12 protein-coding genes are annotated in these 19,654 nt (G+C 31.9%); all 12 read right to left on the bottom strand.

All coding sequences use genetic code 11. The annotated features are described in order from the left end of the window. On the bottom strand, positions 1-2,190 hold the full coding sequence (locus tag ACVC08_RS00785; RefSeq protein ID WP_452600603.1) for a hypothetical protein: 2,190 nt from the start codon (positions 2,188-2,190) through the stop codon (positions 1-3). Positions 2,191-2,192: 2 nt separating this feature from the next. Continuing rightward, entirely contained in the window at positions 2,193-5,510 is a 3,318-nt protein-coding gene (locus ACVC08_RS00790; RefSeq protein WP_452600604.1) for a DUF6603 domain-containing protein, read from the bottom strand. Between the two features lie 81 nt (positions 5,511-5,591). Then, on the bottom strand, positions 5,592-6,347 hold the full coding sequence (locus ACVC08_RS00795) for a hypothetical protein (RefSeq protein WP_452600605.1): 756 nt from the start codon (positions 6,345-6,347) through the stop codon (positions 5,592-5,594). Between the two features lie 55 nt (positions 6,348-6,402). Then, on the bottom strand, positions 6,403-7,116 hold the full coding sequence (locus ACVC08_RS00800; RefSeq protein ID WP_452600606.1) for a phage tail protein: 714 nt from the start codon (positions 7,114-7,116) through the stop codon (positions 6,403-6,405). 254 nt (positions 7,117-7,370) lie between these two features. Next, positions 7,371-8,129 (bottom strand): 4'-phosphopantetheinyl transferase family protein, encoded by a 759-nt coding sequence (locus ACVC08_RS00805; protein ID WP_452600607.1) that lies wholly within the window; start codon positions 8,127-8,129, stop codon positions 7,371-7,373. Between the two features lie 24 nt (positions 8,130-8,153). Next, positions 8,154-9,497 (bottom strand): MATE family efflux transporter, encoded by a 1,344-nt coding sequence (locus ACVC08_RS00810; protein WP_452600608.1) that lies wholly within the window; start codon positions 9,495-9,497, stop codon positions 8,154-8,156. A 107-nt stretch (positions 9,498-9,604) separates the two neighbouring features. Beyond that, entirely contained in the window at positions 9,605-12,127 is a 2,523-nt protein-coding gene (locus ACVC08_RS00815) for a TonB-dependent receptor domain-containing protein (protein WP_452600609.1), read from the bottom strand. A gap of 181 nt (positions 12,128-12,308) precedes the next feature. After that, positions 12,309-12,890, bottom strand: a complete 582-nt coding sequence (locus tag ACVC08_RS00820) for a YceI family protein (protein WP_452600610.1) — start codon at positions 12,888-12,890, stop codon at positions 12,309-12,311. 62 nt (positions 12,891-12,952) lie between these two features. Beyond that, positions 12,953-14,908, bottom strand: a complete 1,956-nt coding sequence (locus tag ACVC08_RS00825; RefSeq protein WP_452600611.1) for a pyrroloquinoline quinone-dependent dehydrogenase — start codon at positions 14,906-14,908, stop codon at positions 12,953-12,955. A 145-nt stretch (positions 14,909-15,053) separates the two neighbouring features. Beyond that, positions 15,054-16,061 carry a hypothetical protein gene (locus tag ACVC08_RS00830; protein WP_452599398.1) on the bottom strand — a complete coding sequence of 336 codons (1,008 nt, stop codon included), beginning with the start codon at positions 16,059-16,061 and terminating at the stop codon, positions 15,054-15,056. A gap of 35 nt (positions 16,062-16,096) precedes the next feature. Beyond that, positions 16,097-18,391, bottom strand: a complete 2,295-nt coding sequence (gene fabD / locus ACVC08_RS00835; protein ID WP_452600612.1) for an ACP S-malonyltransferase — start codon at positions 18,389-18,391, stop codon at positions 16,097-16,099. A 98-nt stretch (positions 18,392-18,489) separates the two neighbouring features. After that, positions 18,490-19,654 (bottom strand): thioesterase domain-containing protein (locus tag ACVC08_RS00840; protein ID WP_452600613.1); only part of this gene is annotated, 1,165 nt, incomplete at its 5' end.

Below are 19,654 nucleotides of genomic sequence, written 5' to 3' on the forward strand. Positions count from 1 at the left end.
CTAGTTTTTAATTTTAATTGTATGTTTAATAGGGCTATCTATCATTTGGTAGGCAAATTCTGCAGATGTAAAAACCGGTTTTTTTCCTGTACTTTCATGCATTCCCATTATCATGCCTCTTTTGTTTACTATTTTCTGCTTCATTGTATTTGCGAGACCAGAAATATCCACCACTCCTTCTTTTATTAAACCATCATCAAATTCTTCTCTTACTTCTAATGCTTCCATTCCCATAACATGCATCTTCATTCCTTCATCATCTTTTAATGATTTGTAATGCATGTTAGGTGTTTCGTCATGATTTTCTTTTATACCAAAGTGCAAACCTTCATAAGGTTGTTTTATTTCTATTGAAGCGACATTACCATTAAAAATTCCAAGAAAAATATCAGAATCTATGCGTTCAAACCTATAAGCGGGTAATAATTTTCCTGCTTCATTATAGGCTTTTATTTCTACACCTCTCCATCCTGAAACTAAATCTGATCGTAATAAAAAGCCGGTTGTATTTAAACGCCTTCCTTCTATATTATCGTCTGTTTCTTCTGGTGTTTCTATTGTTTGCGGTACATAATCATCTAAAAACTCACCACGCATAACTCGGTCTAAAACATTATCTATATTACTAACTCTACCTATACTTAAAGCGCCATCTAATAAAGCTTCTACCCAATTAGGGTCTACGTAGAATAATGACAAAGCACCTGAATTTTCATCGTCTTTTTTTAAATAAAATTCATGAGGTACTAAATATGAAAAAGGTACGCCTTTTAACTTGTAGAGTGAGTTTAAAAAGTTTTTTACTTCTTTAGGAATTTTTGAAGTGCTTTCTGCTTTAACTACCAACTCCCTTTCTGGGGTTTCTATTTCGACGTTATGCAATTCTCCTAGGTAGTTTATCACTTTATTTTTTAGTGGAATTTCCTTGTTGTTTCCTACAATATCGCTTACTTCTTCTTTTTGTTTCTTTTCTACTTCTTCTTGTTTTTCGGTGATACGCCAGTTTAACATGGCTTTAGAAAACTCTTGATTTTGCAACCCTAATGTACGCCCTAATTGCCATGCAGCAGAAATAGACACATCGAAAAACCCAGTTGTTTTATCGTATCGTAATGCTGAGTCTGCCGAAGAAAACGTTATACTTTTTGACATTGCGGGTAATAGTTTAGGTACAAATGGTCCTCGATACCATGATACCGTTTTTACACCTTCTCTGGTTATATGCTCCATTGCTGTATAGCCAGCTTGAAAATAGGGCGCTAGTTCCTCCGCTTTTTTAGCCGTTTTTACTTGCATACTTTTTACTTCTATTTTATTTATTAATTCGGAAAATGTTGCTTCTCCCGAATTATCAAAATTCCAATTAGCTAATACAACTAGTCTTACTTTATTATTATCTGGAATTGTCTTTTTTGAGTCTGCTCCTTCTAAATAATTAGCATATCCTTCTAGCGATACTAAAATAGCTGTATGGTTTTTATTATGTGTTGGCAAGCTATTACCCACCATAACCGAAAAAATGCCTTTCCCTTCTTCTTCATTAATATCTTCTATGCCTTCTTTATCTTTATTTAGTATATCTACTTCTTTGGCATGTGCTAAATAAGATAGGCTGTCTTTAGAGGGTATGTGTTTTTCAAATTGCTTTTTAGTAATGTCTATAGTATAACAACCATCTTCTGGTTGCTCCCATTCCATTAGTTTTAATACGTTTTGCTCTTGAGTCGTTTTATTATGTATTTCTGGTCTTGTTATTTTATCTGAAGCTTCGGGTTGCAATATATCGGCAATAGTGCTAGATTTTATTTTTACTCCTGTCATTTCTTCTTCATTAAAGAGTAGTAATGCCATCCATGGTACTGGTTTAAAGTCCTGAGATGCGTCTCCTTCTTCTTGCAATGTATATGGTTTTCCATCTATTGTGCGTTCCCACGGTAAAGTACGTCTGGAAAAAACAATATGTGGAAGGGTTTCTGAGTAATTCCCCGATTTATTTGCTGGTGGATATACAGAATATATATCATTTGGCTTTAATGTAAATCGTGCTGCATCAACTCCAAAACTGAATGTTTTATTTATATTTTGAATACTTTGTTCTTTATGTACTACATTCTGCTCTACCTCTACGGTATATTTCCCTGCTACCATAGGTGATAAAAAGCATTGCACTATTTTTGTATTCTCACTCATTTTTAATTATTTACATCTGTTGGGTATTGAGGTATTTCTCCTATTTCGCACAGTACTGGTGTTCCTTTAAAATATTCGGTTCCTCTTTTTATTATTTTTTCTTCTATTTTATCTTCTTCTATATCTTCTATATCTGCATCAAATACATCTTTAAGTAACTCACATATTTTATTTCTTTTTTCTGAAACTTGTGCTTTGTTAAACGTTTTTTCTATGATTCCTTTTACTCGGGTTGACACGCCTTCTTTATCGCTATAATACCCTAATACATCGTATTCATGATATGCTGCTCCTACTTTTACTGACTCAAATTTCCATTCGCTTTCTTCATGTGTATCTTCTTCTAGTTTAGAAAAATCAAATGTTCTAATTTGTTGTGGTTCTTTTGTTTTCTTTTTTGAAAGTAGTTCTACTCCAGATAGTACATTTGTAATTACTTTTGATGTGCCTGGATTATTATTGTTGTTTTTAGATGCTGTCGCTCCCCATAATGCTTCTGCGACACCTTTTGCTGAACAGATGTATGATAAGTCGTCTATTTTTAAGGTTTTACCACCTAGCATCACCTTAACATTCATGTTAAATATTACATCTTTAGCTGTAAATCCGCAAGGTCTTATTCCTATTTGTAGTTCTCTTTTGCTATAGTTGCTATTACCTATAGCCGATTTCATTACTGTTTCTTTTGGTAATTGCTTGCCATTAATTTTTAAGCTAGAAACTGGTATAAACGATTCTATAGAAATGCCCAATTGATATGGGTTCACTACCGAGAATTTTTCTTTTCCTTTTACTTCTATTAAACCATTACTTATGGTTATATTAATTGGATCTATGTTTGAAACAGATTGGTGCCCATTTACATTTGTAGCAGCTACTCTAGCTACTGGTGCATTAGAGCTTTCTTTTTTCTGTGGTATAAATCCTGTAGCAAATTTGTGCCATTTAAGGTTTTGTGGTTTTGTTTTTTTATGGTTTCCAAATGGAATGGTAAATGAAAAAATAGTCCAATCTACATAAATTTCTCCTGCAAATGGAGGTCCCCATAAGTGTAATTGCACACTCATTTCGAAATTAAAGTGCACTCTTACAAATGCTATTTTTATTCTGGCTTCTATTCTAATAGTTATACCCATATCTATAGCATACTGAAATGGTGCCCATGCTATTAGCATATTTGCCCATAGTACAAATGTTACTTTTACTATAGAGGTTTTAAAAAGTACTTCCCATTTTCCTCCTGCCATTATTGCCGAGGTTGTTAGTGCATAGTATAATTCTCCTTTTATAATAAGTTGTTTGCTTATTCTCCAATTTAGGGCTACTCTAGGTACTGTTGGATAGTGTGTTGGTTTATTAAATTTTGGATGATAGCCTCCTAGTGTTATTACAAAATCGCCTTCATGGGGTCCTTTTATCCAGGTATAGAATGCAAACCCTCCTGATAGTTTACAGTTTTTAGATAACACATAAGAGTTGGGTGTTAGGACGGCTTCTACAGAGATAACATCGCTTCCTGGACCAAAATGTGCTAATATTGCTAATTCTATATATACTATTGGTTCTTTCGAAATAGACTTCTCTGGCCAACTTAATCTAGAAAGTCCCATAATGGTAAACTCTAATTGGGTTCCAAAATTTACTGTTAGTAATACAAAAGATTCTATTATTTTAAACGACGAGAACTTGATACCTACAGCAAACCAATAATCTCCTACAGAAATTTCTATGGGTGTTTTTCCGTTTTTCATAGGTGTTTCTAAACTACCTAAAACCGAGAGCAAACCGCCATCTTTTTCTGGTTGCATAGCTAATGAGACTAATGGATATGATGCTACTTCATTTACAGATGGGATATTAACTTTTCTATTATATCCAAATCCTGCTGCTAAACCTGTTACAAAAAAGAATGCTGGGCCTCCTATTGGGCCGTTAAATACACCGTAAATAAATAAAGACGCTCTATTCTCTACTTTTCCATAAGAGCCTATTGCTGCTATAGAGAATTTACTTACTTTTATTATGGCTCCACCATTATAAACATCTATTGTTTTTCCTTTATAGGTTGTTGTAGCATGCAAAAATGCTCCCGATATTTCTATTGGCGGTACTTTGTACGATAGTCCTAATCCATCTAAATAAAAATCTGGGGTTTCTGGTGGCCATTTTAGTTTAAAGCCTAAACCAAAGCCCATGAGTTCCATTCCCATTCCCGCCATTTCCATAGAGGCATCTAATAATAAAATAACTTTACTGTTTTCGTAAGCAAAGCCTATTCTTTGAAGGTTTACAGGCCCAATCTTTTTATTTATTTTTTTCCATTTAGCTTTAGATGAAATAGCTCCTCCCAATGGTTTAACGACTTCTTTTGTGCTATTTTCAGACTCACTTGTATCTGCTTCGTAATTTTTATTATTACCATCATTTAAAACATAATAGTCTTCTTTTCCATTAATGATGAGTTGAGTAGAGATATTAAAACCTTCTACTATATCTACTTTTGGTAAGGCTTCAAAGCTTTTAAGTTCTTCTTTTGTAAATGTTCCTTTTGCATAAATAGCTAGGACTTCTTTAAAGGCAAAGGCATTTTTTTGAGATAATGTAGGGCCAGCTAATGGTAATTTTTTTAGGTCTATTGCTAAATCTGCTCCCATACCAAAGAGAAGACTGGTTTTATTTTGTTCTTTTTTAAGCAGTAAAAAGGCTTTAAAGTCTTTAAGTGTAAATGCTAACTCTGGTATTTGTTTGGTTACTTCGGCACCAAAGAAATAGGTTGCTAATTCTCTTAATTTTATGGTTACTTCACCTTTATTAATATATCCTGCATAGACGTACCAGCCTATTTCGTTTTTAGAGAATTGCAGTTCAAAACGATGGGTATTTACTTTTAAAATACCTTTAAAAAGAAATGTTGCTTTTTTACCATTTTTTGCTTTGGTATAGCCTACAATAATAGCCGCATCAAAAATGCGATTGTTTATAGTAAGCTTACAGTTAAAGGTAATGGTAAGCGAAGTTGCATTTACTCCTCCCGTTCCATAGGTTACAGAGAACGATTTAAAGGCTACTTTTTCTAATATTTCAGGAGTATTATCTACTGTATCTGTTGTGCAGGAATTAATAATGTCTTTTATAGTTATACCTTCTTCCTTAACCGATGTTAGAGAGGCATATAGTGTACTTGTTGTTTCTGATTTTTTTATAATTTTTCTATAACCAAAAGCAATATTTACAGCTAAAGGGGCATTAGGGTTCCCCATATGGAAATCCGTTTGCCCCTCAATTTCTAATAGTAATGACTTTGGTTGTACTTCAGACATTTATAAATTACATTTATGTATAGGTTTATACAAACTAAACTTACCGTTAGTTTGTTATTTGTACATTATGTTTGGTAACAATTATGCTTCTGTACTTTCTTCTTCTGTTGTTTCTTCTATAGTAACTGCATTATTGGTTACTCTAAATCCTACATTTTTAATGGTAAAGTCTCCAAATGTTATTTCGTTTCCTTCCTTAGATGCTATATTAAAATCGAATACTTTCTGTGTTATATTGTAGTAAAAGTCTTTAAATTCTATAATAAAATCTTCTACGCTTTTATCGTTTCCATCTTTATCTTTTATAGCTGGTAATTCTGGTTTATTGTTGTCTCCTGTTTTTTTCTGTATCCAAGCTATTAGTGTTTTTACATCTATTTCACTTCCTTCTGCTTTTCCTGTTTTATCACTAAAATCTATTATCCAATCGGCTTTAGGGTTTTCTTTTGTTTTTAAATTCCCAATCCTAACGCTTACTAAAGCGGCTTTACTTGGGTTTCCTTCTTCTCCTATTTCCATCTGTCCGTTTAAACCAACACTATATTTAGAGACATCTGTTAAATCACTTATAGTAATTACCACTTCTCCTGCTTCTGTACCTTCTTTTTTTATAGTTCCTCCTACTCCTCTTGCGACTACCTTAGTTCCATCTTTCCATATTACTTGAATATTATCTCCTGCTTCAAACCCGTCCCAATCTGTTAAGGTTGCTTTTTTATTTACAATGGTAGCAGAGAATGTACCTTGCTTATCAAAGTCTTTTAGTTTTGGTTTATCTGTAATTGCTGTAGTCGTTCCTTTAGTTAAGTTTTTAATTTCTGAAATAGTAATTGCCATAATATTAGTTTTAGTTATTTGTTTTTAAAAATTGTATTGAATAATTAGTATTGTTTTAGTATTTAATGATATAATTTAAAGCGATCCACTTTGGTCTATTTTTATCTGAAGAAGAACCACTATTAAACTCTTTTATGTCTACAGCAACACTGTGATTATGGCTGCCCTCGGATTCTGTTTTTTCATTTTTAATATTTCTCCCATTTGTATCTATCCCAGAGTAGCCTCCTCCAGCAAAACCTCGTTTGTACCAGTTAGGCCAAAACCTATGTCTATGTGCTCCTTTAGTATTGGTAGTAAAGCTTTGTTTGGGCGGATTTACTTTATGCGAATGCTGGTCTGGGTTTCCTTTTTTACCAACTTTTTCTGCAGCAACTGCTGCATTTGCCCCCATTGGAAAAGTGCTTCTTAAATCTGGAACCTTAAAGTTATTTCCACTTCCTCCATAAGTGTATCCTACTACTTTAAAAAGCTCTCCTTTGCTGCCACTTTTTTGGTGAGTACTTCCATCGCATAATAACCAGCCTTCTGGCGCTTTTGTTCCTGCAAATTGAATAATGCTTCCAACAGGCATAATAACCCCTGTTTTATCTTTTATTCTTCCTCGAGATTTAACATCTCCATTGACTTCTAATTTTACTTTTGGAGCATTGGTACCGACACCTACATTTCCATTAGAAAGGATTTTTAAAGCGTCGTTTTGAGCAAATGTAATTTGAGTAATACATAGAACTAGTAGCCCTATTACGGTTAGTTTGAAGGTTTTCACAGTTTAAAAAATTTATAGCGTTTAAATTCAATTTTCATGTAAAAAATTAAATCTTCTCTAAATATATTAAATAATTCTTAATCTTTAAGTTATAGGCATTGTTCTATTTCTTGCTTTCAACAGTAAAAACAAAATAATGCATAAAAAAAGCGACACCTAACTGGTGTCGCTTTTATAAATTAAATTTTAATATGTAATAAATACTATTAAAAAAGTCGTTTATTTATTTTAGTGCTTGAATGTTACAAAAAAGTTTAACTCTCTTTTACATTTACAGGCTCTATAACATTGGTATCGAACATTGTCCATACTTTAGTTAAATCTGTACTTGTTTTTCTAGGTAACACTATAGCTATAGCATAATTTTTATTAACATGGCACATAGCTTTATATTGCCCAAAATGCTGAAATGTAGCGACAAACGTAGTGCCCTCTTTTTTAATGTTTTCTATTTCAAGAAACACAAAGTCTAACATCATTCCTGTTTTTATAATTTTGGCTAAAGCTTCTTTTGCGCACCATAGTGCTGTAAAGCCAGAAATATTATTAATTTCTAATGTTTTTAATAACTCTATTTCTTTATGTGTTATTTGGCTTAGTATTGCTTTTTCTTTATCAGAGTTTATTTCTTCTATATCTATACCCATTGGGTGAGATTCTTTAAATGCTACACTCATACCTATATTACCACAATGTGTAATACTTACTTGTATATTTTTAACTTTTAAGCATTTAACTATAGGAAAACCAAAAACGCCTGATCCTATTTTTATAGATTCTAATGTTGCCTTTTTAGACAGCCTATTAACTGCTAGTTTAGCAGAAAACCGTCCTAAAATGTAATTTAATTTTCTTCGATCGTATTTTAAATTTTCATAATATTTTCTTTCTGAATTATGAAATAAATGTAGTGCATCAGGAATTTTAATAAACTCCTTTTTTACTAGGGAAACAGATGCATTATAAGCTTTATTTACTCTATCCATTTTAATGATAGATACTGAATGTTTCATAGTATTTTAAGCAATTATAATTCATTAACTGAATTGCCTTATTTTATTTTGTTTCCGTTTCCATATAAAAAAGTATGTTGTAGATAGTATGGTAAAAATGCTCCAATTTAACCAATCACTTAGCCATACTGTTGTAATATCTGCTTGCCACCAAAATATAGAGAGGTACGCATATAATAAATAACTTATTACACTTATTGCGCCTATAACAAATACATATTTTGTTTCTCCTGTTGCTATAATAATATTAGTATTTATTGTACTAATAGAAAATAAAATGATAGAGACTAATAGTATTCTTAAAATTGGAATGGCATCTTGTATTAAGGCTTGATCTGTAGTATAAATATTAAGTAATAATTCTGGTATTAAAAAAATGAGTAGACATAATATACCACTAATTCCTAAACTTACTTGATGGGACTTAATTATTGCTTTATATACATTATCGTAATCCTTACGCCCTATCATATTACTTAAAATAGTATTAACAGCTCTTCCTAAACCAAATAATGGTAAGCATAGAAATAAATATAGAGACCTAATAATTAATGAGACTCTTAATTCTGCACTCCCCATTTTTTCTATCATTATAAAAAAGACCCAATAAGCTAAGGTGTGAAAAAGATTTTGTAATACTAATGGCGTTGCTTTTTTTGTTACTTCTATTAAAAAGGGTACGTTTAATGTTTTAAAACGAAATAAATTATACGTTTTTACTACCTGCAATTTATTACCAAAATACAGATAGGTTAAACCACTAAAAAACAAGGCTATTACTGTAGCCAAACCAGAGCCATACACACCTAATGCTGGGCATCCAAAATTTCCAAAAATTAGCAGGTAATCTAGTATTAAATTCACAATAATATAGGTAACCACGCTATATGTAATAATCTGTGTTTTGCCTAATGCTGAAAAAAATGCTGAAAAAAAACTTACACAGATTGTTATTGGTAAGCCATATATAAGGACATCTAAATACTCGAAGGCATATAAAATAATTTCTGTATCCTTAATCATTAAAGACAAGCCTTTAACTCTAATTATAGAGAAAATAATTATAATAAACAGAAATAAAAAGACTCCTAGAATAATAATATTATCTACAATATGACCTACTTCTTTATTCTTTTTTTCTCCTATTTTTTTTGCAATTAAGCGTTGTACATATGAAGAAAAGCCTAATAGTATGAATGAAAAAAACATCCAAACCATGGCTCCTATTACTGTACCATTTAACTCCTTTTCTCCTATTCTATTTACAAAAGCTGTATCTATAATTTGACCAACTCCTCCTACTAAATTTGCCAATATTAAAGGCAATGCTATTTTTAAAATGCTTTGGTAATTGGCTTTAATTTCCATTTTATTTTTATTAATTAATACTTAAAATAGGTTAGGCAGCGTTATCTGTAAGCTGAAAACTCAACATTAAAATGCTATGAGATAAACAAACTACCCAACCAAATAAATTATAGGAAACCTCCGCTTTTCTTTTCGTTCTTTTCTCTTTTCGTTCTTTTTCTTGATTTCTTTTTACCTTGACCAAATCTGTAAGATAGTCCTAAATAAACCGTTCTAGAATCCCATGTGAATTCCCCAATTTGTTTAAGTGGTCTTTCTCCATCAAATGACCAATTTTGAGTTTTGAATATATCATTAAAATTAAGGCTAACTGTTCCTTTACCTTCTGCAAAATTGTAACGTCCTCCTACGTTTACAAATGAAAATTCTTGAACTTCAAATTGTAAGTTTTCATTTGGTCCTCTATACAAGCCAAATAATTGAAAGGTTAAGTTTTTAGTTGCTTTAAAACTATTATTCATTCTAAAATTATACAGTAAGTTGTCTACTTCTAAAAATGTATTTTCTACAATTCCTTTTTGAGTTTGAGAATATAAATCGAAGCTAGTATTAAAACTCCACCAATTGGTTACTTTGTAGTTTGCAGAAATTTCAAAACCAAAAGCTGTATTATCATCATAGTTATCGTATGATAAAATAATTTTAGTTGGATCTTCTGGATCATCAAACCCTATTCTATTTATTTCATCTTTTATGAATCTATAGAATACGCCAGCTGTTAAACTTCCTTTTCCTAATTTTCTTATATAATTAAACTCAAAAGAGTTTGTAAATTGTGGTAATAATCCTGGATTACCTATAGAGGTTATTCTTGGTGTATTCCAGCCTCTAATTGGGTTTACTTGTGTTACACTAGGTCTATCTACTCTTCTACTATAACTCAATTGATAGGCATTTTTTTGCTCTTCTTGATCTGGAGTATATTTTAAAAATGCTGAAGGGTAAACTGTAAATATGTTATCTGATATTGTTGCTGGTGCTTCTCCTACTTGATTAAACTTTCCTTTAATATCATAACTTTCTACTCTTGCTCCTATTTGATATGTCCAATTAGTTAATGTTTTACTGTAGGTACCATAAACAGAAAAAATATCACTATCGTAAGAAAAACTTGAGTCATCTAAATTAGCATTTGTAGATTGATATGTATTATCTGTTCTTCTTAACCATGCCTGCGACCCTAATTCTAGTTTAGCTGATTCTGATAATGGGTTTACATAATCTAAATTTAATATTACATTATTCCTTTCATTATCTATATCATCTATATACGATTGAAATGAACTATCGCCTCCTGTAAACCTAAAATCGGAAATATCATCTCCATTATAGGTATTAAAATCTGCTTCAAATTCTATAGTATGCCCCTCTTTTGGGAATAAATGTTTGTAATCGAAATTATATGTTGATGCATTGTTCTCCTTATCATTAATAAGGTCTTGCTTTAAGTTAGGAATATCATTGTTGTTATAAATAATATCTGTGTAGCCTGTTGTAACACCATCAAATATATTTTGAGTAGTAAAAAATGAAACTGTGTTATTATCATTTATATAATAATCTAATCCTGCTTTAAACAAATGCGAATTGTTGTCTGCTAATGATCTCCATATTTGATCTGAGTTTTCTTCTGGTCTAAAAATAGTTCCATCTACTCTATTTTTTCCTAAATTATTTCCATAATTTCCATATAGGTTAAATTTACCTGTTCGATAATTTAAATCTAATGAGTTGTTGTATCGTGTTTTAATACCAGATGTTATCCCTAGGTTTATAGCTCCGTTAAACCCAATTCTAGCGCTTTTATGCAGTACTATATTAATAAGTCCACTCATTCCTTCTGGATTATATTTAGCTGATGGGTTTGTTATTAGTTCTATCTTTTTTATTGATGTTGATGGTATTTGTTTCAATAATTGATCTGTACTAATATTAGTTGGTTTACCATCTACTAACACAACAACATTCTGGTTTCCTCTAAGTGAGAGGTTTCCATTTTGATCTAAATCTACAGAGGGCACATTTACCATAATATCTGCTGCTGATGCCCCTGCTGTTGTTAAATCCTTTCCTACATTAATGATTTTTCTATCAATTTTTTGTTCTATAGTAGAGCGTTCTGCAACTATTGTTACACCTTCTAAAGCTTCTGCTTCTTCTGCTATAGCTATAGTATTTAAGTTAATAGATTTATTAGATTTTGTTAAGGTTAACTCTGTAGTATATGTTTTGTAACCAATAAACTGTACTTCAAAAATAATAACTTGGCCTGGTATATCTTTTACTTCAAAATTTCCTTTTTCATTAGTTATTCCTCCAGTAATGATACTATTATCTGCTTTATTTTTTATTACAATAGACGCATAAGGTATTGGTTCTTTAGTTGTTTCGTCTATAATTTTTCCTTTAACACTTCCTGTAAAAGAAGGTTTTGTTGCTGTTTGCGCATTTGTGTTTGTAAAGCTGAAAAATAAAAACAATAACAACATGGTTTTAAAAACCGGTAGTATTGATGCTCCAAAACTAGCAGTATAGAACATATTATTTTGATTAAGCTTTAATTTTAGATACTCCAGCAGAACTCTATTATATGTATAATACTGTTTCCTAGTATGTTTTTTAGCATTCATTTATATAAAATTTTATTTTATGAGAATTATGTACTCGTTTTATAGTTTATAAAAACTATTTTTTGTTTTAATTAAAGCATACTCAATTTAGACCTAAACATTTGTAACATTTAGGGTAAGTAGTTTTATAAAGTAATTTCTACTTTAAATTGAGTATGCTTAATGTATTTTCTTTAAGGTATTATGCCTTTGTTGTTTCTAAACTAATAGCAACTTCTACATCTCCTCCTAGCGCAGCTGTTGGAAATTTAGATCCTATTTTATAATCTAATCTTGGTAAAGTTCCTGAAAACTCAAATACTCCAATTGTTTTTTTGAATCTTGGATGAACAAAGCTTCCTTTAAAAGTTCCAGCAAATTCAAATGGTTTCGTTATTCCATTAATAGTTAAATCTCCTTTAACAGTATAGTCTTTGTCTGATACTTTTGTAAACGATGCATTTTTAAAAGTAATTTCTGGATGCGCTTCTGCATTAAAAAAATCTGCACTTCTTAAATGCTTATCTCTATCTTTTTGATTAGTGTTTATTGAAGCTGTTTTAATTGTAATATCTGTACTAGCTCCATTAAAATCTTCTCCTTTAGATTGAATGGCTCCAGAAAAGTCGTCGAAATTTCCTTTTACTGTTGCTATTTTAAAGTGTGATACCTTAAACGTAATGCTAGAGTGTGATTTATCTATTTCCCATTTTGCGTCTTGAGCAGCTACAGACGAAACGAATGAAACAAAAAGTAATGTTAAAAAAATGTTCTTAAATGTCATAATTGTTATTTTAAATTATTAATGATTATTATTTAATGGGTACACCCCTTTTAATTCTATATTTATTTTAATGCAATGGCTATTATTTTGGCTGGTGAAATAACTGTTCCACCTACAGCGAATGCGATATATTGTTTTCCGTCTATCATGTATGTCATTGGAGCTCCTGTTACATTTAATGGTAGTTCTACTTCTGCTATAAGTTCTCCATTATCTTTATTAAAGACTTGCATTTTTGGTTCGAACTTAGTTATAGTAACTGGTGGAACTCCTTTTAAACGTTCTGATCCAACTAATGCTGGAACAAAATCGAAAAATCGCCCTTCTTGTCCCACAAACAGTAGTGTTTTAGTTAATAGTGGAGAACCTCTAAATTGCCATCCTAAACGTGGTAAATCCATATCTTTTAGCATTGGGTGATTTCTTGGCCCGTTCCCCATAGCAACTTGCCATTTATGATCTCCTGTATTAATATCTATGGCTGTAATACGCCCGTATGGAGGTTTTAATAATGGTAACCCTTCTGGCCCTACAATTCTAAAATTGTCCCAATCGTATTTTGCATCTGTTTTTTCTGGATCTGCTTTTACGACTTTAAAGAATACGGGGTAAGTTATAGATGGAATGTATAGCATTCCAGTTTCTGGATCTACTGCTGCTCCATGCCAATTAGCGCCTCCTAATGCGCCAGGTAAATACATTAAACCTCTTTCGGTTGGAGGTGTAAATAATTCTCCTTTATCCACATTTGCTAAACTCTCCCATGCACGTTCTTTAAGTTCTGGAGTAAAATCTATAATATCTTCTTTAGTAATACCTTGCCTTTCATAAGGTGCTGGCTTTGTTGGAAATGGTTGTGTTAACGAGGTTCGCTCTCCTTCTACCTTAGATTGTGGTACAGGTCGTTCTTCTATTGGCCATATTGGTTCTCCTGTAACTCTATCGAAAACAAATACAAATCCTTGTTTTGTTAATTGTGCAACTGCTTTTACAGGTTTTCCTTTTACAGTAATGTCCATAAGGTTTGGTGCCGATGCTAAATCGTAATCCCAAACGCCATGGTGTACTGCTTGAAAATGCCAAATACGTTCTCCTGTTTTTATATTTAAACATACTAGGCTTTCTGCAAATACATTATCGCCAGGTCTATCTCCTCCATACCAATCGTTAGTTGGCGTACTTACAGGAAGGTATACATAACCTAACTCTTCGTCTGCACTCATTCTAGTCCAAACGTTTGTATTTCCCATAATTTTAGCAGATCCTTTTTCCCAAGTGTCATAACCAAATTCTCCCTCATGAGGAATGGTATGAAATGTCCAAAGTTGTTTTCCTGTTTTTACATCAAATCCTCTAACATCTCCTGGTGGCTTCATACTTTTTGGCCCGGCATCTGTAATAGAAGAGCCTACAACGATAACGCCATTAGCAATGATTGGAGGGGTAGGCACACTATAATCTCCTGGAGCAAAAGTTCTACTCAACCCTTTTGTAAGGTCTACAATCCCTTTGTTTCCAAAGGTTTCAACGGGTTTCCCATCTTTTGCACTTATAGCAATTAATCTCCCATCTAATGTTCCAAAAACAATTCTTCCATCCTTTCCATCATCCCAATACGAAACACCACGATGCATAAATCCTCCATGCGCTGGTTTACCTTCTGCATTATATACTTCTGGATCGTATTTCCATATTGTTTCTCCTGTTTTACCATTTACAGCAGAAACTGTTCCTAGAGAAGAACTTATGTACAAGACACCATTTATAGCTAAAGGTGTTGTTTGATATATTGAAATTGGATACCGTTTTGTTTTCATTAAAGCATTATCTGGAGATTCCCACTCCCATACAATGCCTAGGTCTTTTACATTATCTTTATTTATTTGATCTAAAGAGGAATATTTAGAATTATATTTATCTGCCGCATACGATGACCAATCTCTATTTTGTGCTATCACAAAATTATTGAGACTAAATAACATTGCTGTTACAGAAAGTATAACATACTTTATTTTCATTTGAATTAATTTTTATGAATTAGTTTTAAAGCGAAGTATATAAATCTACAATCTAAAGTAGCCCTACTCTTTAAACTAAATAATGACTACATTACTCTGTGCTTTATTAAAAGATATAAAGCACAGAATAAAGTTTTAAATGTGTTTATTGTAATCTGTAAATATTGTAATCTTCGTGTGTAGTATTACCTGAAGTTAATTTAGATAAGTGAGATGTTAAAATATAAACTTCACCATCATATGCTATTGTTGCAGATGTAGGAAACTCTTCGCTTGCTATTGAAAATGTAGAAACCGATTGAGCAGAAACCCATCCATCTGTAGATTCTAAAACACGAGCACCAGCAGTTGGTCCAATTCCTGTTTCTACCATAACAATGCTTCCATCACTTCTTAATTCTAACCCATCGCTTCCAATATAATCTGGGATGTTTACATTAACAAAACTTGTTGGGTCTGCAACTGGTACTTTAAATAACTCTCCTGAGTCTGTTTTACCTACTATTAAGTTTCCATCTACATAAACAATTCCATTAAGTGCTAATCCGCCACCGCCTGGTACGTTTTCGAATGCGCTTCCTCCATCTAAGAAAATAGAAGCTTCGTTTGCTTGATTTATTTTATAAATCACTGGGTTGTAAGAGTCTGTTACATAAATATTCCCACTATTATCTATGGCAATATCATTCGCAAATACAAATGTATTTTCTGGGTGCAATGTTGCTAAATTTATTCCTGTAATTTTATCTCCTGTTGTTAAGTTATAAATACCTAAATAGGCTACTTTTCCTAATCCAACGCTATTTGCAGAAAAACCAAAGTCTCCAGAGGCTACTAATAGTCTATTATTAGCATTGTCTGCATAAATACCTGTTACTAATGCCAAATTAGTATCTGTTACAAACGTTGTATATACTCCTGTTTGTGGATTTACTAAACCTACTTCACTTTTTGTTAAAGAGCCTACTACAAATTGATTTCTCTTAGCGTTAAAGTCAAACTTACCTGGGTAAAGCCCTTCAGATGAAATAGTAATTAATTCTGGAATAGGTTGTGGCTCTGGTGTTGAATTGTCATCGTCGTTACTACAAGCTTGTAAAAAGACTAATGCAATTAATAATAGGGTAATGTTTTTAAATTTAAAAGTTTTCATAAAATTGAATTTGTTAATTGTTTTTGTTTATTTATTTAGATTGAATTTGTTAATTGTTTATTAATCTTAGATAGTCTGTTATAAAGTAATGCTCCTGTTTCATTCATAAGTTTTGCTCCTATTTCGTCTACATGTCTATTTTGCCATTTTTCTAAACGAGAGCCTTTTACCCATTGGTTAAAAGCACCTAATGCTGGTCCTGTATGAATTTGAAAATCAACTTTATTATCTAAATTTCCTGCAAAAGCTGCACGGCTACTGTACCCAAAATACCAACGGAATATTAAGCTCATTTTATGTCTGGGACGCTGTTCAGCTTTGGCTATTTCTTCTAGTTTGTTTTTACTTTTAAAATGTTCTTTTGTTTCTTCCCATATTTCAGATATTGATTTTTTGAAGTAGTTTTTTTCTAATTGCAACACTGTCTTCTCTGGAATATCTTCTAATGCATTGTATTGGTTATATAATGCGTATAATTTATTAGCTCTTGCAGGAAATAAAACGCCCTTTTTTAAGACTTGCACTTTAGATCCTATTTCGAACATATCTCCCGATGGTGCATATCCTGTATCTTGAACATTTATAGCTTCTAGTAAATCCTTTACAGCATTACTAGTTTTTGCTTCTACAGTACATTGATTTATTGAACCAGTTAACACAAAATCTGCGCCCATTACAAAAGCACTTGCAGCAGATTCTGGTGTACCAATACCTCCAGCCAGACCAACTCTAATTTGCTTTTGGTATTTGTATTTTTTCTGAATTTCTTCTCGTAAACGTTGAATGGATGGTAATAATACTGTTGCTACACCTCCATCTGTATGCCCGCCAGAATCTGCTTCTACACATATATCGTAACTTACTGGAACTGTCTGCGATATATTTGCTTGTGCTTGAGTAATTTTCCCTTTTTCAAGTAATTTATAAACCAATTTTTCTGGAGCTGGTTTCATAAATGCTTCTGCTACTTCAGGTCTAGAGATTTTAGCAAGTATTTTGTGTCTATTTACTATGCTTCCATCTGCTTTTTGTTCTAAGCCAGAAACATGAAAATGTACTAAAGCTTCTGTTATTAACATAAACGCCGAGGCTTCTATATTTTTCACTCCTTTGTTAAGGTATAACTCGACTGTTTGGCTTTCTAAATCTGGATTATTTAAATTATGCAACAGATTCATTCCATAAGTTTCGTTAGTATCTAATTTGGATTGTATTGTATCTATTTCATCCGAAATTTGATTTAAAGTTAATCCTCCAGTACCAAGAAAAGATAGCATTTTAGCTTTAGCCATACGGGTTACAAGTTCTTGAGATGCTGTTCCTCTATACATAGATCCTGCTACATAACTATAAGAGATATTATAATCGTTTCTAAAGTCTATACTTCCTAATTTTGCTCCAAGTTTTTCTACTGTACTCTCTTCTACAATTACTTTTTCTTTAATGGTTGTAGTACTTGTTTCTACTGTTTCTATTGGTTCCTCTTCTATAATAGGATTACAGGTTTTTCTTATTTCTGTAACCATTTTAGTAAGTACACCTCTGCCGTTTTCTTGGTATTCTTCAACATTTTTCCCCATTAAGTATTGAATAGTTTCACACCACTTGACAGATCCTGAAATTTGTTGACTTAACAAGTCGGCTATTTCAATATCTTTATAAGGTCTTGCCGTAACATTAGATATAACAGGTATTTTTAATGCTTCAAAGTGAAAACCTTTTAAAAATTCTGAAAATTCTTTTGCTGCTGGCTCCATATAACGAGAATGAAACGGTGCACTAACTTGTAATGGAATAATTCTAATATCTTGAGCAGAAAAGTTTTTTACTATATTTTTAATACTGTCACCAGGCCCTGATATTACTGTTTGAGTTGGTGTATTATAATTAGCAATATCTAAATCTGCATACTCAGAGCTGTTCATTTTTTCTTTTAATGCTTCAATGTTTATTCCTAGTACAGCTGCCATGCTACCTCCGGATGCAGCTGCCATTAACTGTCCTCTTTTTTGAACCATTTTTAAACCAGTTTCAAAACTAAATCCTCCTGCGGCTAATAATGCATTGTATTCTCCCAAACTGTGTCCAATTGCATAATCTGGTACTATATTTAACTCCTTGTACCTAAAATAATTTACAACATACAGTGCTGGTTGGGTAAATTGTGTTTTTACTAATTCTCTATTGGGGTCTTGTACACAAAGTTCTTCTAAATCATATTGTAAAATGTCTGACGCTAATTGTGTTTCTGCTTTATATTTTGAAAACAGTGCTTTACCCATTCCCTTATATTGTGAGCCTTGCCCAGGGAACATTGTTACTTTTTTCATCTGTGTATATGTTATTTACTATGAGGAATAAAATGCTTAACAATTAATAGTAGACAACCCACTATTAACTGTTATAGCTCTAATAAATTATGTTATTACTAACTTGTTAAATTCTTTTTCCATTTCTCTACAAATGGCTTTTTAACCATTTCGAAATGACTTCCTGAAGATTCTATAATTTGTAATGTATTAAAATATGGAGACCAATCTTGAGATGTTTGAGTGTCTTTATTTTGTACTTGTTTTACTTTTACTAATACTGCTTCTATACTAAGTTGATCTTCTAAATTATATGAGATACTTAAAGCATTGTAACACACTTTATACAACCTACTAAAAAATGCTTCTTTAAGTTTGCCGCCTTTGTTTTTAAGGCTTTCATAAATAAAACTTACGCGATCGTTCTTAGCTTTTTTCACTGCCTTTTCTACTAGTTCTGTAGTTTCTTTTTTGGACACTTTTATATTAAGTATAGTGACTATAGTACTTATAAAAATATGCATTTTCTCTTTTACTTTTAGAGACTTTTTAGGGAGGTAACTATCTAAAAGGATAACTACTGTTATAGTTATTGATTTCGCTAATAATTGTTTTATCATTTCAAAAACAACAACTCCACCATAGCTATGTGCTACCAAACGAATATTTTTAGACGATGTACTTTGTATAACTCTTATATTATGTGCTGCCATCTCTTCTATAGTAGTATAGGCTTCTTCTCCTTCTAGTAAACCATACATTTGAATACCGTAAGTATTGCTTCCTTTTTTAGAGAAAGCTTCTGCTAATTCATAATAACCATCTACTATTCCAGGCATACCAGGAATTATAAATGTATCTACGGCATCTGTTACTGTTTTTTCTGAAGTATTAAAATTTATTATATGTTTAGAACCTACTTCAACATTTAATCCTTCTAGTAAAATGGCTTGCTCATAGATTGTTCTACTGTTAATTAAATCAACTAATTCTATTTTTTTATTCTTAAATAAATTATTTATCCCTTGAACTAATTGAACTGTTAATAGTGAGTGCCCGCCTAACTCGAAAAAGTTATCGTGTTTTCCTATTGTTCCTTCTTCTAGTTCTAATAGCTTAGACCATAGTATTGCTAATTGTTGCTCTACTGCTGTTTCTGGTGCTACGTATTGGGTGGTGCTTTCTACTTCTAGGCTTAGCGTTTCTAATTGTTTTCTATCGGTTTTGCCGTTTGGGGTTAATGGAATTTTATCTATTTCTATAATAAAGTTTGGTACCATATAT

Source organism: Pontimicrobium sp. MEBiC06410 (assembly GCF_053601615.1).

What these genes read in the sequence shown, in the direction of transcription:
- ACVC08_RS00830 (WP_452599398.1), bottom strand. Translation starts at nt 16,061, where the DNA reads ATGAAAACTTTTAAATTTAAAAACATTACCCTATTATTAATTGCATTA.
- ACVC08_RS00810 (WP_452600608.1), bottom strand. Translation starts at nt 9,497, where the DNA reads ATGGAAATTAAAGCCAATTACCAAAGCATTTTAAAAATAGCATTGCCT.
- ACVC08_RS00795 (WP_452600605.1), bottom strand. Translation starts at nt 6,347, where the DNA reads ATGGCAATTACTATTTCAGAAATTAAAAACTTAACTAAAGGAACGACT.
- ACVC08_RS00820 (WP_452600610.1), bottom strand. Translation starts at nt 12,890, where the DNA reads ATGACATTTAAGAACATTTTTTTAACATTACTTTTTGTTTCATTCGTT.
- ACVC08_RS00825 (WP_452600611.1), bottom strand. Translation starts at nt 14,908, where the DNA reads ATGAAAATAAAGTATGTTATACTTTCTGTAACAGCAATGTTATTTAGT.
- ACVC08_RS00785 (WP_452600603.1), bottom strand. Translation starts at nt 2,190, where the DNA reads ATGAGTGAGAATACAAAAATAGTGCAATGCTTTTTATCACCTATGGTA.
- ACVC08_RS00805 (WP_452600607.1), bottom strand. Translation starts at nt 8,129, where the DNA reads ATGAAACATTCAGTATCTATCATTAAAATGGATAGAGTAAATAAAGCT.
- ACVC08_RS00790 (WP_452600604.1), bottom strand. Translation starts at nt 5,510, where the DNA reads ATGTCTGAAGTACAACCAAAGTCATTACTATTAGAAATTGAGGGGCAA.
- fabD (WP_452600612.1), bottom strand. Translation starts at nt 18,391, where the DNA reads ATGAAAAAAGTAACAATGTTCCCTGGGCAAGGCTCACAATATAAGGGA.
- ACVC08_RS00815 (WP_452600609.1), bottom strand. Translation starts at nt 12,127, where the DNA reads ATGAATGCTAAAAAACATACTAGGAAACAGTATTATACATATAATAGA.